Source organism: Chryseolinea soli, assembly GCF_003589925.1.
GTDB classification, from domain to species: domain Bacteria; phylum Bacteroidota; class Bacteroidia; order Cytophagales; family Cyclobacteriaceae; genus Chryseolinea; species Chryseolinea soli.
Genome location: NZ_CP032382.1, coordinates 3706081 through 3721644 on the forward strand (window position 1 = coordinate 3706081; position 15564 = coordinate 3721644).

The window sequence follows — 15564 nt, forward strand, 5'->3', positions numbered from 1 at the left end:
GTTGTTTTGGTTGTAGTTCAATATAGTTGATTGACCTTCTTGGCGCGTTAATCAAGTATTCAATTTTATGAGGCCCCAGTAGAGGGGGTAATCATTTCCGGTAATGAATGCTGCCTCATCGCTGCATAGATATAGGGCAAGCGAGGCTGCCTCCTTAGGAGTGCTTAGGCGACCGATGGGTTGCAACCTGGACAGCTTTTTGAGGTCTATTGTCCCCTGTCCGGGATAAGTGTCATTGACCAATGCATGCGCGGGGGGCGTGTGAATGCTAGCCGGTGAAATGGAATTGCAGCGAATATTTTCGTAAAAATAGTCTCGGGCAATGGAAAGGGTCATGGCCGTGATGGCACCTTTTGTGGTAGAATACGCGAACCTTTCAGGGAGGCCGATTGATGCGGCAACGGACGCTATATTCAGAATTACGCCACCGCCAGAATTACGCAGCAACGGGATGGCAGCGTGTATGCAGTTGTAGGTGCCTTTGATATTAACCGCCATTAACCAGTCAAAGTCTTCTTCGCATGTCGTATCGGCTGTACCTAGGTGCGATACGGCGGCACTGTTTATTAGAATGTCGATATCTCCAATTGTTGTAAGCAAATCTTTCACCTGGATGTGGTTGGCAACGTTGCATCGATGGGTGTGTGCTTTTCCTCCCGCCTTGCGTATTTCATTCACAACATCCATTGCGAGCTTGGGATTGACATCCACGATATGGACTTCTGCCTCGTGCAGAGCAAATGTTTCAGCGATGGCACGACCAATTCCACTTGCACCCCCGGTAATGACAACTTTTTTCTTGGCCAATGAAAACATCGTTTGGTATAGCGTCTGTGTACTTATTCGGGACCTCCATTGCGGTTCGCATGCGTGTCCGCTCGTGTAGAGTGATGACAAACAGCGACGCATTTGATACTCACCTAAATTTAGGAATTGCACGAGCGGAGCGCTGTACAATGGTGGATGGCATTTCTTGACTACGAACGGTGTTAAAAAAAAGCGGAAAATTAACGATATCTTAATATTCCGTGAGTATTGCGAGCTGGCGGCGTTGTCTATCAGGATAGCGCCACAGTCTTTCTGCACACTGCAGCAGGGAGATGCGTAGGCATGTTAAACCTTGGTTTGGGACAAAGGGGTGACTCACGTTGACAATTCTGGCATTGCTCAGCGGAGTCAACTCGCTTTGTAACGCAGTACGACAGCTACTGATGACGACAAGTCCCAGCTAAATTTTCAATCTAACCTTTTTATCAGTTATAATGACCGTTAGTAACATTCGCGAACAGCCAAGGCGATATCTTCCAGCTTTGGTTGTCTATCTAAAAACTCATCACATGCGTATCTTATTTTGTTTCGTAGCAGTGTTTGCTGTTCTGTCTATCAGCAGAACGACAATCGCACAGAATGTACAGGAGAATACTCGTGAGGAGAATAGGGCTGACTTATCGCTGTGGTATACAAAGCCGGCCACCAAGTGGGTGGAGGCCCTTCCGTTAGGAAACGGGAGAATTGGTGCTATGATGTTTGGTATCCCTGATAAAGAGCTGATCCAACTGAATGAAACAACGCTCTGGTCAGGAGGTCCGATTAAGTCGGACATTAACCCGAATGCTCCTGGCCTTCTGCCACTGGTTCGCAAGGCGTTGGCAAACGGACAGACCTCCAAGGCCGACAGTTTGGTTCGTCTTACGCAGGGTAACTACACAGAGTCTTTTCTCCCCATGGGCGATATTTCAATCGAGCAAGACTTTAGCAAGGGTGACATGCATGACTATTATCGTGGCCTCGATATAGCAACGGCGACACAAACAACCCGCTTTAAGGTTAAGGGTGTAGCGTTTACGCGAGAGAGCTTTATATCAGCGCCTGACAACGTTATGGTGTTGCGATTTACGGCATCACAGGCAGGCGCGTTGAATATGAGGTTAAGCGCCAGCAGTTTGCTCCAAAGTTCGATAGCTGTTTCGGGGCACGAACTGATTGTAGCCGGCAAAGCACCTGCGCACGTTGATCCCAGTTATCTACATGAGCCTCGGGAGCCAATTGTTTATGAAGATGATTCAAAGTGTAGTGGAATGCGTTTCCAGTTTCGGATACGTGTTCTCGCGGGCGATGGTCAGGTTATTGATGATAAGTCGGCCTTAGTGATTAGAAACGCCACCAACATAACCGTATACGTTACCGCTGCCACCAGCTTTAATGGTTTTGATGTTTGCCCGGATAGCGGAGGCAAGGATGAAAATAAATTAGCGTCCGATGCCATGGCAGCTGCCGTGAAAATGCCATTCAATGCGCTTCGAGCCCGCCATGTTGCCGATTATTCGAAATATTTTTCGCGTGTGAGGCTTCAGATCGACCAGGATGGTGAGAACGCAAATGCAAACCTGCCTTCTGATTTGCGCTTAAAAGCTTATTCGACGGGAAGCTCGGATCATGGACTTGAGGCGTTGTATTTTCAGTATGGACGATACCTGCTCATTTCCAGTTCGCGACCGGAAGGACGTCCGGCTAACCTTCAGGGACTGTGGAATAAGGAGTTGCGTGCACCGTGGAGCTCCAACTATACGATTAATATCAACACGCAGATGAACTATTGGCCTGCAGAAATTACCAACCTTTCCGAGATGCATGAGCCTTTGTTGCGCTTTATCATGCGCGATCTTTCCGTCACGGGAGCGCGTACAGCCAAAGAATTCTATGGACTTGGTGGATGGGTTGCAAACCACAATACAGACATCTGGGCGACGTCCAACCCGGTGGGTGAGCGTAAGGGTGGCCCACAATGGGCGAACTGGCCTATGGGGGGTGCGTGGCTTTGCAGGCATCTTTGGGAACACTTCAACTTTACCCAAGACCTTGCATTCCTCAAGGAAGCATACCCGGTGATGAAGGAATCTGCAAGATTTGCTTCTCAGTGGCTGGTGCTAAACGCGGATGGTTACTGGGTTACTTCTCCCTCGGTGTCTCCGGAGAATCAATATATCGATGATAAAGGAAAACGCCAGGTAGTGGCAGTCGGCTCGACGATGGATATGTCCATTACGTGGGATGTGTTCACGATGGTTATTGCGGCAGGCAAGATCCTGGAGGACAAAGATATCTTTGTCTCTGAACTGGCAGCAAAACGTGGTAAACTACTTCCGCTTCAAATCGGAAAGAGGGGTAATCTGCAGGAGTGGAGTAAAGATTGGGAGGATGGAGATCTAACCCACCGGCACGCCTCCCATCTCTATGGATTGTATCCTGGGATTCAGATTTCGCCGATGCAGTCAATACCGTTTGCCAGTGCAGCTCAGCGCAGCCTAGAGATTCGGACTGACGTTGGTACCGGATGGAGCCTAGGGTGGAAGATCAATTTTTGGGCGCGCCTCCTGGATGGGAATCACAGCCACAAATTGCTGCGACGATTACTGCACTATACTGAGGACAGCGGAACGAATATGGTTGACGGAGGAGGAACCTATCCCAACTTTTTTGATGCACATCCTCCCTTTCAAATTGATGGTAATTTCGCTGGCACGGCAGGCATTACGGAGATGCTTTTACAGAGTCAGCTCAATGAGATATTTCTATTGCCTGCCCTTCCGGATGAATGGGGAAAGGGACGCGTGTCAGGACTTCGTGCGAGAGGTAATTTTGAAATTGCGATCGAGTGGGATCAGAATACGTTGACCAATGGCGAGGTAAGGTCACTGATCGGCGGGCCTTGCACGATACGCACGAAGGTGCCAATCAAAGTGCAGGGATTGAAGTCGACCAGCAAGCACGAAGGAGATTACTATATTACGACGTTTAAAACGCAGAAAGGGAAGACGTACACCTTCAGCGGACAGCGGACAAAATCATAGCAGGAACGTTATTTTAAGTTGTCTGTTTTGGCCGTGTAACCATTGGCAGACGTTGAAACTTAAAACGCTGATGCCTGAGATTAAACAGTATGAAATACATAGTTTGTGAACAGCCGGGTCGATTCGTTCTAAAGGAGAAAGAGATTCCGGATTTTGAGTCGGGTAATGCGCTGCTTACGGTTAAGCGAGTAGGCATTTGTGGAACTGATTTGCATGCCTTTAAGGGTAATCAGCCGTTTTTTAACTATCCCCGGATATTGGGCCATGAGCTGGCGACGGTCGTTCTTGAAGTCGACGAGAATGAGCAAGGGATCACGCAAGGAAGCAGAGTGGTCATCATTCCGTATGTTAACTGTGAGCGGTGTGTCGCCTGCCGGAGTGGGAGGTCAAATTGCTGTGAACGCATTCAAGTGCTCGGCGTCCATATCGACGGAGGAATGCAAGAGGTGATTTCAGTGCCGTCGCGGCTGCTCATTAAGGCGGATGAGCTGACCCTTGATGAAATAACAATTGTTGAGCCGCTGGCTGTGGGCGCTCATGCCCTTAGGCGGGCGAATGTTCAGAAGACGGATGTTATTGTGGTGATGGGATGTGGACCTATTGGTCTTGGAATTATTCAGCTCGCGAAATACATTGGTGCACGTGTGATTGCTGTGGATATCAATGAACATCGGTTACAGGTTGCCAAAGAATTTTTTGAAGCCGACTTAGCTGTACGCGAGAGTGATGATGATTTGGCAAAGATTAGGGATTTCACTGGCGGTAATCTGGCGGATTATGTTTTTGATGCTACTGGCAGTCGCGCTGCGATAGAAGGTGGGATTAAATTTATGAATCACGGCGGGGCTTTTATGCTAGTCGGGTTGACGAAGGGCGAATTGTCTTTCCATCATCCGGCCATTCATGCAAAGGAATCAACCATTATGTGCTGCAGAAACGCTACCCGTGAGGACTTCATTTTTGTGATGAATGCCATTCGGAAAAAAAGGTTTAATTCGTCAGCCTATATTACGAGGCGCGCGGCGCAGGAGGAGATATTGACCGGTTTTCCTGATTGGGCAAATCCTGCGTCTGCAGAAATCAAAGTGTTGACGAGATGGTCTGAGTGAAGGGGGTGACACGGCATTGCATTTCAACCCGATGCGTGCCCTGAAAGCGCCTGGCAGGCCCTCATTCGAGCAGGCGTATCTTGATGTTGCGGAAATTGATTGGCTGTCCTTCGCTTTGAAGAGCGATGAAACCGGATTTTAACGCCTTTCCCGGCTGCCACTCGCTGGTGTTATACTCTTCTACTGATCCACCGCCGATAGTAGGTTTGGAATATTGGAGTACCGTGTCGCCATTGATTAGATGAGTAATCAGGGAATCACCCAAGACAATTAAATCTGCTTTGACCCACGTACCAGGTTTGTAGGATGGGGAGGAAGAGTCAAGGCAGTGGCTCTCGTATCGTTTTCCGTTAAACAGTATTTCTGTACCGGGTGAGCACATGTTACCCGTCGGTCGAGGTTGGCCGTCTTCCAGCTCAGCCAGGAACTGCATTTCAACGCAGATCGGCCAACCTTGGTCCACGTTCATCGTTCTGGGGTCTTGGGCGTGGAACATGACGCCGCTATTGAGAGCGGTATTTGCTGGCGCGTCGTCGCGCACCTGTCCGATAAATTGGTATTCAAGGGAAAGGTGAAATTTTGAAAAAGGGGACTTGTAGTAAAGGTGTCCGAATTGGCCGTCGAATTTCTTATAGTGATCATATCGAACTTTGATCATGCCCTCTTCGACCCGAAATGTTTCGCCGTAGTTATCGCCGACCGGATGATGATTGATTTTAACGATCCAGTTGCTGATGTCACTTCCGTTGAACAGATTTCTCCATTCATCGGCGGGTTCGGAAGAATAGCACGAAGCCAGCGCAATGATCGACACGATCAAAATCACGTGGAATGTAGTTTTTTTCAAGGTTTTCGAGTTTGACGACTTGTCGATCTTACGCTATGCTACAGTTACCAATGTCGACGAATTCCTGAGCTGGTTGCGGAGACACTGTGTTGCGCGATACACGTGGTTCACCACGGATTGGTACTTGACACCTGTAACCTCGACGATCTGTTCATATTCGAGTTTCTCAAAAAATCGGAGGTATAGGATTTCGCGTTGCCGGGCTGGTAGTCCATTGAGGGCCCTTTCGATTTGCTGTTTACGGAAAGTTTGTGTTTCGTCTTGGGCAAGCATGTCTTCATAGCTAATCTGGAAGTCTTCATCCAGGGGGTCGATTGGCGTTTGCTTTTTCTTCGCGCTTTTCAAGTGGTTAAAACAGATGGACCGGATGGCCCGATACATGTAGCCCTTTACATTCTCGATTCGGCCGATTTGCTCTTTTTTTACCCACATTTTGACAAATAAATCCTGCACCAGGTCTTCTGCCACCTCTTCATATGACACTAGGCCACGTGCGTAGGAAATGAGCCCGGGATAGAGGTGATAATGGAAGGTTGCGTAGCAATTCTCACTTCCCTGACACACTGAATCCCAGAGTTGCGAAAGTCTCGTTGATTGATTTGAGGTTTGCATAGGCTTTTAGGTTTGTTCTCATGTTTAGCACACGATTGCAGCACCTAAGGTCAATAAAAGCTTCAGGGGGTAGGGAAGGTCAAAACGGTCAAAAAAGGAGTACAAATCGTGCAAACCGACCAGACGGGGCCAAAAATCAGGTTTTTGACTTCAGCAATGGCGGCTTTCCTTTGGGATTTTTGCCTTCTAAGGTCTAATTACTCAGGATCCTGGTATTTTCTATAAACCATCGCCAAGCTGCCACGCGCCAAAATCCTTTTAATGGCTGGACATTTTTCTTGTTCTATACTCTCCAGGTGGGTATGGAATCGGAAATAATTTGTCTAGAACTAGAGAAAGGAACGAACTATGGTTGCCGGAAATAGTGCCATCTTTTGTCATACAGGTTTTTTGAAAAGCTATTTTTGCGACTCAGGAAAAAAAGTTTACCGTCATTCCGTCAAGAGGCTCAGGCCGACAAAACGGTTGTCAATGGGGTTAGAAAAAGGGCACTGGCCCATGCCTGGGGAACTGATAGGCAGGTTCAATACTTTGTAGATGCCATTCTAGTGAGTTGTCAATTTAGTGAAGAAGAATCCGTGCAGACTGTAGCCGTATACCACTTATTTACCCCGACCGAGGCCATTCGCGAAGGCAACCACGCCTCTGGTTATTACCATTTTTTGTTTGTTATGAGACTGCAAATCCTGATCGTGCTTTTTCTGTTCTGTTTGAATGGCTACTCGCAGACAAAAGCAGTTGTGGAGCCTTCCTTATTGTATTATTTTACAACGCCGGCCTCAACCTGGAGTGAGGCTATTCCGATCGGCAATGGCCGAATGGGTGGAATGGTTTTCGGCGGAACGTCCAGCGAACGAATTCAGACCAACGATGATACGTTTTGGTCTGGTGAACCGCGCGATTTGCAACGTCCAGGCGCTTATGCTTATATGCCAGAAATCCGTCAGCAACTGTATGACGGTAACACAGCTGAAGCGGCCAGATTAATAGATGAGTATATGCTAGGCCCCTGGAACCAAAGCTATATGCCGTTGGCTGATATTCTATTAAGCATGGCGGTTGATTCAGCAACAAACTACAGACGCGAGCTTGACTTGCGCACCGGGGTAGTAACGGTCTCTTTTGCCAGTGAAGGTGTCAACTATGAGCGCGAAATTTTCGCTTCGTTTCCGGATCAAACCATTGTAATTCGCATAACAGCCAGTAAGAAAAGGGCAATCAATTTGACAGCAGGGCTCACCAGTTTGATAAGGCATCAGACCACGACGGAAAACAACGCCTTGGTTATTAGGGGCCAGGCGCCTGTGCATATCGAACCGAATTATCAAGGAGTGCACGATCCCATTTATGTGCCGGACCACGGAATGCGGTTTGAGGGGAGGCTACTGTTTTCGGAGACCGATGGTGAACTGACAGGAGAGGGCGATCAACTAAAGTTGCGGAACGCCTCTTGTGTGACACTCACCTTTATAGCTGCCACGAGCTACAACGGGTTTGACAAAGATCCATACAAGGACGGAAAAGATGAGAAGGGGCTCGTCCAGTCCTACGCGGAAAGACTTAAAGGGAAGAAATATAAGAGATTGTACGAAACGCATATCAAAGATTTTGCTTCGTTATTTGATCGGGTAAAGATTGATCTCGGTAATACGTCAGATTCCAACTTGCCAATCGATAAGCGAATCGGGCGTTACGACGGTCATGATCCTGCGTTAACGGCGTTGTATTTTCAGTTTGGACGCTACCTGTTGATTTCCTGTTCGCGCCCTGGCTCTCAGCCTGCGAATTTGCAGGGGATATGGAGCAATTTGTTGCAACCTGCCTGGAGTGCGAATTGGACGATCAATTGTAATGCCCAAATAAACTACTGGCCCGTGGAAATAGCGAACCTTTCCGAATGCCATCTGCCATTCATTGACCTCATCCGCGAGACGACGGTTGACGGAAGTAAGACTGCCAGGAATCTCTATCATTCACGTGGGTGGGTCGCTCATCATAATCTGGACCTATGGCGAACGACCTGGCCGGTGGGGGGAACAGGGCTATGGGCCATTTATCAGGTGGGCGGTGCGTGGTTATGCCAGCACATCTGGGAGCACTACCTGTTCACGCAAGACAAGCAATTTTTGAATGAGAACTACCCGATATTACAACAGGCCTCTTTGTTCTATCTGGATAATTTACAACCCAACCGGGAGGGTCATCTCGTCACAAGCCCTGCGGTATCTTTTGAGAACCACTACCGGAAATCAAATGGAGAAAAAGGATGGGCGTGTGCGGGTCCGGCTCAGGACATGCAAATCATGCGGTCGCTCTTTAAAAACACGTTAGCGGCAATCGACATTTTGAAAAAGGATCAGGATCAGTCATTCAAGAAGAGTCTCCTGGAAGGGTATGAAAGACTTGCTCCAATGAAGATAAGTCCGACGACGGGTCGGCTACAGGAATGGGACGATGACTGGGAGGCCACGGATCAAAACGATCAAGTGCCACAGGGTTGGGGACTGGTGGCAAGTAACCTTATCTCGGTGCACAAGACCCCGGAGTTGGCAGAAGCTTTTCGCAAGACGGTTGAATTTCGCAAACCTGGACATGGTCAAAATGCGGCAAGCTGGACCGGTGCGTTCGCAGCTAATTTCTGGGCAAGGCTCGGTGAGGGCGATAGTGTGCAAAGCATTATAGACATTCATTTTGACAAAGCGTTGTATTCGAACCTCACCTGTAAGTTTGCCAATTCCTGGCAAATCGATGGCAACCTGGGGTTAACGGCAGCTATTGCTGAAATGGTGTTGCAAAGTCAGGATGGGGAGATTTCGCTACTTCCTGCCCTAGCATCGAAATACCCTTCGGGTAATGTTACGGGTCTAAAAGCAAGGGGAGGCTACGAAGTGGATGTTTTTTGGCGCGAAGGTAAGCTTGAGAGAGCCGTTGTTCGGTCAACGAACACAGAGGCGCGAACGGTTTCATGTCGCTATAAAGACAAAACAAAGACCTTACCAATAAGTCCGTTGGGAACGCTGGTCCTTTCATTGAAAGACTTTCAATGAGAAAGGAAGCTATTTAGCAGGTTTGGAATACGACAGATGCTGAAAGGCTACAGTGGATGATATTTTAATCATTATCGGGGCGATCGTTTGTCCTCATGGCGGTGGCGCCTTTCAGGTCGTTGATCTTTCTCATAATTGACTTAAAACTAGATCGTATTTTCGATGGATGAATGTTTTTTTTCTTCACGACAAATGGAAGATCAACGGCTCCATTTTGGAAGCCTTGATGTTCAGATCCAAAGCGGTTGACATATTTAGAGCTCATAACGATGATTGATTTAACTTTTTTCTAAATCTCTTTACATATTCTGAAGGAGTTATCGTAAACAGTTTTGTAAACTGTTCCCTAAAATATTGCACATTCTCAAAGCCAATCGTGTAAGCCACTTCTTTGATCCGGCTGTCGGTTGTGATGAGTAATTCGGCAGCGCGTTTCAACTTAAGATAGCGAATAAACTCGTTTACCGAAAGGCCTGACATCGATTTTACTTTACGGTATAGGTTTGAGTGACTCATGTTCATGACCTTTGCAAACATGGCCACCGTAAAATCCTCATTGACAAGGTTATCTTCTACGGTTTGAATACATTTCCTCAGGAACAATCTATATTCTTCGGATACTTTTTCTGCGTTTTGTTGGAGTGTGATCTCGTTAAAAAAATATTTACGTAGCGAGCTTCGACCCTTAAGGATATTTTTAATACGTGCCAGGAGGAGCTCTTTTTCAAATGGTTTTGTTATATAGTCATCTGCTCCGCATTCAATACCTTTCAGTTTGACTTCGGGGGAAGAAGTCCCGGTCAGAAGAATGACGGGAATATGACTGTAGTCCGGTGATTCTTTAATGATGGAACAGAAATCTACACCGTTCATGCCTGGCATAACGATATCAGAGATTATGATGTCGGGTGATGTTTTTTTCATGATCTCAAGTCCCTCATTGGCACTGCCGGCTTCGATAATGCGATAGTCTTGCAGAATCTTTCGGATATAGCTTCGTAATTCAGGATCGTCATCGATTGCCAGAACAGTGGCTTTTCCGCCGATAAGATTTTCCACTTGTTCACCCGATGGTGCTGTTTCGGAAACGATCGGTGTAATGTCAGCCAGTTCGAAAGCCAATTCTTCAATGAGATTTGGTGCATCGTCAGTGACGGTGACTGCGTCATCAGGCGGATTTCCCTTAGGGAACTGGTAGGTGAACATGGTGCCGCGGTCTGGAGAATTCTTGTACGTTAAGCTTCCTTGTTGCATCATGGCAATGCGCTTAGAAACGTGGAGTCCGATGCCAAAACCATTCTTTTTTGGACCTGAAGGATCATCGGCGCGATAGAATTTGTCGAAAAGTTTTTGTCCTGTTGCCACTGGAATTCCCGGGCCAGAGTCTCGTACCTGAATTTCAATGAGGTCGGCATGTTCGGTTAAGGTGATGGACACCATGCCTTCCGGCGGGGTATATTTTATGGCGTTGGATACGAGGTTGAAAAGCACAATTTCCACTTTTTCGCGGTCCGTGTAGGCGGTTATACGGCTTGCCGAAGATTGAAAATTGTATTGAATTCTCTTGGCTTTAACCTGATTTGTAAAACACAGGTATACTTCGTTGCAGACATCGTTCATGTCGATTACTTGCAAATGAAATTGCGCGACGTCGTTTTCTGTGCTTTTGAAAAGGAGGAGCTGGTCCACCAAACTCAAAAGCCTTGAGGCATTCCGATGTACGGCACTGATGTCGACTACATTGATATTTTTGCCTTCGTTGTTCAATAGATCTTTGATCGGATTGACAATCAGGGTAAGTGGTGTGCGAAGTTCGTGAGCAATGTTTGTGAAAAAGGAAATCTTCCGTTCATTCAGTTCTACTTCCTGTTCTGCTTTAAGTTTGGATAACTCAAGCTCATGCTCCATTTCAGCTTTCTTTCGCTGATAGTAGCTGTATCCGTACAGGGAAGCGGCAATGATGAGGGCATACGCGATATACGCCCACCAGGTGCGATACCAGGGCGGGAGCACGACAACGGTAATTATCTTTGGACTTTTACTCCATTCGCCATTGGCGTTGGTCGTCCGAATTTGGAGTACGTAGGTGCCGTCCTGAAGACTTGAGTAGTTTATGATTTTGCTGTCGCGCAGGTAGTTCCAGTCCTTGTCCCATCCATTCAAAAAGTAAGAGTATTTGATTTTTCCGGCGTAAGAATATTCGGGGGCGACAATGTCAAGTGAAAACATAGCCTTGCTATAAGGCAGAACTATTTTGTCAAAGTCGTATCCATTTTCCGTGTTCTCAACAAAATTGTTGTCGAGCCCGACATTGCTGTTGAGTACTCTCATGCCGGTAACGTAGAGATTGGGAAAGGTCATTTGCTGACCGATGGTATCGGGGCTCACCACGGTGAGTCCGTTTAGACCACCGAATAGAAGTGTGCCATCAGAGAGCGTGGCCGAGGCATTGAAATAGAATTGATCACCTTGGAGCCCATCTGCCTCTGAGTAATTTTGAAACGATGGAGAGTTACGGGGCTTGAAACGCGACAATCCTGAGAGTGTACTGACCCAGATGTAACCGTGTCTATCTTTTTCAAACCGCTGGACGGTGTTGTTAGGTAGTCCCTCGCGCTCAGTAAATGTTTTAATAGAACCGTTTGTGGCGTTGTACATTAGCAGTCCGGTGCCTTGCGTACCCATCCAGACTGTTCCATTTTCTTCAAAGCTAAAATCCCTCACGCTCGCATCGACGTCTATGCGCTGTATCTGAGGGCTGTTTTTACTTAATCGTATGGCGGCGTCAAAAGTACCGACCCAAAGGTTTCCGCGATGATCATCGCCGATTGAAACTATTTGATCGGTTATGGGGAAGCCGGCGTCAACGAAGCAATCGCATTCACGGTTATACTTGAACAGCATTTCGTTTTGTTCACGTTCGGCAGCGCTGCCGTGGATACATCCGGCCCATAAGGTGCTGTCCGGACCTAGGAACAAACTCCAGACGAACTGTTCTTGCGTTCGTCCTTTAAATTTAATGGGGATAAAAGTTTTGCGTTTCTTATCGAACTTAAACACGCCGGCTCCATAAGTTGCTACGAATATATCACCGAATTTGTCCTTCGCTATAGAAGGTACATGGTCCGCAGCTCTCGGGTAACCCATCTTTGAAGGTTGGAAATTTTCAAATTTATCGGTGATGCGGTTCCAGACGCTAAGGCCATTTTCGTCCGTACCGATCCAGACGTTATCGCCATCTTGGCATAACGAGAAGACAACATTGGACGCTAGGCTATTTGGATTGTTAGGTTCGTGGCGAATGACGTTGAAGAGTCTTTTTTTGCCTTCGATTATGCTGACACCGCCTCGCATGGTGCCAATCCATTTTCGTTGTTCTTCATCAATGTACACACAATACAAGTGGTTGCTAGAAATGGAATGAAACTCATCCTGTCGGTAAACCTTATCGACATTCTTATTTTTGGGGTTTACGACATATAGGCCGCCACCATCGCTGGAAATCCAGTTTAAACCGTTCGAGTCATGGACGATGTGCATGATTCTGTTGCTGTTTATGTCGCTGTTGCTGATCTTGAGGGGCAGGAGTGTTCCCGCCTTCAGATTAAACTCATAGATACCTGCGTTGGTGCCGATCCAAAATGTGCCGTCTGCTTGCTCGGCAATGCAGTTTGACGTTGGGATATCTTTGAATAGAAATTTTGCTTGTCGATGTTTCCAGTCAAGTATGACAACCCCACTGGCTACGGTTGTCAGATACAGCGTTCCATTGTGCCCTTCTCCAATGTCGAGTACGTTGACGGGTTGGGTTGTGCCCAGATCAATATAGGTTGCGCGCGTCGACCCAATTGGGCACTGAAAGACGCCAAAGGACGTCCCTATAAAAACATGATTATGATGATAGCGTAGAATGTTGACGTATGGTCGGTTTGATAGTTCATGTCCGCTTGCATCGTAGAATCGTATTCGGGAAAACGTGGAGGACCGCGGTTCCATCACGGCTGCGCCACGGCGTGTTCCAATCCAAATCTTTCCTGTGCTATCTCCTGTCAATGCATTAACTTGATTGTCTGGTAAACTGAGCGTGTCTTCAAATCGCGTTCGGAACTTCGTAAATGAATAGCCATCGTAGCGATTCAATCCGTCAAATGTTCCGATCCAAATGAAGCCGTATTTGTCCTTTGTTATAGAGGTCACCGTGCTGTTTGACAATCCGGCCTGTACATCTAGTCGGGAAATCGTTTGCCCATGGCAATAGAGCGTGGATAACACCACGACAGACCATGCACACATAGCAATCAATATCCTTCTCATCGTCTGTCAAACGCGTTTGATTAGCGGTTTTTCACCACAAAGTTGCGTAATCTATGCAGATAAAATAGCCAAATTTCCACAGAGTTCAAATGAGCGAAACGGGGGTGTTTAGAGGGCTTATATAGTAGTGAAATGAGGGTAAAGGCGACGTATCCGTAGGGCTCTAAAAGCAAAAAAAGCACCCCGAAAGCTCGGGGCGCTTTAATCAACTAACTAACCCAAATCAATAGTTGTCATTTTGTATGAGCACGCCTTTGCTCCGGTCAATATCGGCTTGTGGAATTGGCCAGAAGTCGAACTTAGGATTGTACACTTTTTTCTTGACGTTGGTGTTGCCTGGAACGTTTTCAAACCCGTTCAGTTTGTCCATCGCAATGCCCCAACGGCGTAGGTCCATATAGCGAAGTCCTTCAAAGGCCAGTTCAACGCGACGTTCATGTCTGATGTGGTTGCGCATTTCATCTTTTGTTAAACCTAGCGGCAATTCCGGCATACCAGCGCGAGCGCGAATTTCGTTAATGGCGCCATAGGCGTTAGCGGGGCCGATGTTCTCGTTTTCTGCTTCGGCATACGTCAACAGCACTTCCGCGTATCGCAGCAATACCAGGTCCTGAGAGCTGATCGTGCTGTAGCCCGGGTTGTTCTGAGCCGGATCCAACATTTTCTTGATGGCAAAACCTGTGGTATTTGCATTTGAACCACCTATAAAGACCGGCTGTGAATTGTACTGCATCCATCCTTTGCTTGCGTCGTCGCCTGGGAAGAAGAACGATTGCCTGAGGCGCGGGTCGCGATTTTCGTAAGGGTTTAGCGGATCGTATACTGCAGAGGTAGCGATCGGCAACCCATCGGCGCCTTCATACTCATCAATAAGGTCTTTCGTAGGCTGGAACGCTTGCCAGTTTCCGATAACAAGATCAATCCCTTGTGTAGGGTAGGAGTTGGGAGGGAGATTCTTAATAGAGAACAAGATTTCGGGATTGTTGCTTTGTCCTGGCTTGTAGAAAATTGCATTGAAGTCATCTGCAAGGCTAGCTTTGCCACCGTCAATAACGGCTTTAGCCGCCGCCGCCGCATCGGGCCATTTTCCTTGATACAAGAATACGCGTGCTTGAAAACCCTGCGCACTTGCTTTTACGGCATGACCGTCGCCGTAAGCCTGATCGGGTAATTTGCTTACAGCATCTTCCAAGTCGGCGTTAATGAGTGCGAGTACTTCTGCTCTGGTTGATTTTGCTTTTGGTTCGCGGAAGGAAGTGGTGGCTGGTTCGGTCATGATGACCACGTTACCGTAGAGCTGTGCTAAGTAGAAATAGAAGTAGGCACGGAGAAATTTTGCTTCGCCGATATATTTATTTCTGTTGCTCTCCTCCATTGGGATGTCCTTGACGTGATAGAGCAGGTCGTTAACCGCCGCAATGGCTTGGTAGCAGATGTTGTAAGTGTTGTACACATAGCCGCCGGTGTTTGGGGTTGGGCCGGAAGTGCTAATTTCGGTAAGTTGCCCATCCCACGGATACTGATTGTATCCGTCGTCAGAAAGTGCGTCCCAACCGGCAGGAAAGAACAGTGACACAGCGGCAGAGTTATTTTTTAGAAAAGCATAATTAGCTGTAAGTGAGGCTTGAACGTCACTTTCCGTTTTCCAAAAGCCTGACGACGACAGCTTATCCAGAGGTGCGACGTCCAGTTTGTCGAGGTCACAGGAAGTAGCGCTTATTAAAATCAGCAGTACTGCCAGAATGTGATTATTTAATGTCTTCATAAGTTCGTTGTTATGAGTC

9 protein-coding genes are annotated in these 15564 nt (G+C 47.4%); 3 read left to right on the forward strand and 6 right to left on the reverse strand.

Going from position 1 to position 15564, the window contains the following annotated elements; genetic code table 11:
* Positions 1 to 51: 51 nt before the first annotated feature.
* Positions 52 to 816: an SDR family NAD(P)-dependent oxidoreductase gene (locus tag D4L85_RS15880; RefSeq protein WP_119758820.1), complete on the reverse strand. Its 765-nt coding sequence runs from the start codon at positions 814 to 816 to the stop codon at positions 52 to 54.
* Positions 817 to 1262: 446 nt separating this feature from the next.
* On the opposite strand from D4L85_RS15880, the gene D4L85_RS15885 reads away from it, so the two are divergent.
* Positions 1263 to 3851 (forward strand): glycoside hydrolase family 95 protein, encoded by a 2589-nt coding sequence (locus D4L85_RS15885; protein WP_228450918.1) that lies wholly within the window; start codon positions 1263 to 1265, stop codon positions 3849 to 3851.
* 89 nt (positions 3852 to 3940) lie between these two features.
* Positions 3941 to 4960 carry a zinc-binding alcohol dehydrogenase family protein gene (locus D4L85_RS15890; protein WP_119755215.1) on the forward strand — a complete coding sequence of 340 codons (1020 nt, stop codon included), beginning with the start codon at positions 3941 to 3943 and terminating at the stop codon, positions 4958 to 4960.
* A 61-nt stretch (positions 4961 to 5021) separates the two neighbouring features.
* On the opposite strand, the gene D4L85_RS15895 is transcribed toward D4L85_RS15890, so the two are convergent.
* A complete protein-coding gene (locus tag D4L85_RS15895) occupies positions 5022 to 5807 on the reverse strand; it encodes a 3-keto-disaccharide hydrolase (protein WP_228450919.1) in 786 nt (261 codons plus the stop codon).
* A gap of 33 nt (positions 5808 to 5840) precedes the next feature.
* Positions 5841 to 6419, reverse strand: coding sequence for an RNA polymerase sigma factor (locus D4L85_RS15900; RefSeq protein ID WP_119755216.1), 579 nt, complete (start codon positions 6417 to 6419; stop codon positions 5841 to 5843).
* A gap of 374 nt (positions 6420 to 6793) precedes the next feature.
* Here D4L85_RS15900 and D4L85_RS15905 point away from each other — a divergent pair, with 374 nt between their 5' ends.
* Positions 6794 to 9466: a glycoside hydrolase family 95 protein gene (locus D4L85_RS15905; RefSeq protein WP_160143766.1), complete on the forward strand. Its 2673-nt coding sequence runs from the start codon at positions 6794 to 6796 to the stop codon at positions 9464 to 9466.
* 64 nt (positions 9467 to 9530) lie between these two features.
* On the opposite strand, the gene D4L85_RS15910 is transcribed toward D4L85_RS15905, so the two are convergent.
* The 3 genes from D4L85_RS15910 to D4L85_RS15920 form a co-directional block, all read right to left on the reverse strand.
* On the reverse strand, positions 9531 to 9731 hold the full coding sequence (locus tag D4L85_RS15910; protein ID WP_119755218.1) for a hypothetical protein: 201 nt from the start codon (positions 9729 to 9731) through the stop codon (positions 9531 to 9533).
* Entirely contained in the window at positions 9728 to 13780 is a 4053-nt protein-coding gene (locus tag D4L85_RS15915; RefSeq protein ID WP_119755219.1) for a two-component regulator propeller domain-containing protein, read from the reverse strand. The genes D4L85_RS15910 and D4L85_RS15915 overlap by 4 nt, the downstream gene beginning before the upstream one ends.
* Positions 13781 to 14003: 223 nt before the next feature.
* Entirely contained in the window at positions 14004 to 15545 is a 1542-nt protein-coding gene (locus D4L85_RS15920) for a RagB/SusD family nutrient uptake outer membrane protein (protein WP_119755220.1), read from the reverse strand.
* Positions 15546 to 15564: the final 19 nt, after the last annotated feature.

Bases quoted from the DNA above. Each gene is read 5' to 3' on its own strand.
- D4L85_RS15890 (WP_119755215.1), top strand. From the start codon at position 3,941: ATGAAATACATAGTTTGTGAACAGCCGGGTCGATTCGTTCTAAAGGAG.
- D4L85_RS15910 (WP_119755218.1), bottom strand. From the start codon at position 9,731: ATGAGCTCTAAATATGTCAACCGCTTTGGATCTGAACATCAAGGCTTC.
- D4L85_RS15915 (WP_119755219.1), bottom strand. From the start codon at position 13,780: ATGAGAAGGATATTGATTGCTATGTGTGCATGGTCTGTCGTGGTGTTA.
- D4L85_RS15885 (WP_228450918.1), top strand. From the start codon at position 1,263: ATGACCGTTAGTAACATTCGCGAACAGCCAAGGCGATATCTTCCAGCT.
- D4L85_RS15880 (WP_119758820.1), bottom strand. From the start codon at position 816: ATGTTTTCATTGGCCAAGAAAAAAGTTGTCATTACCGGGGGTGCAAGT.
- D4L85_RS15920 (WP_119755220.1), bottom strand. From the start codon at position 15,545: ATGAAGACATTAAATAATCACATTCTGGCAGTACTGCTGATTTTAATA.
- D4L85_RS15900 (WP_119755216.1), bottom strand. From the start codon at position 6,419: ATGCAAACCTCAAATCAATCAACGAGACTTTCGCAACTCTGGGATTCA.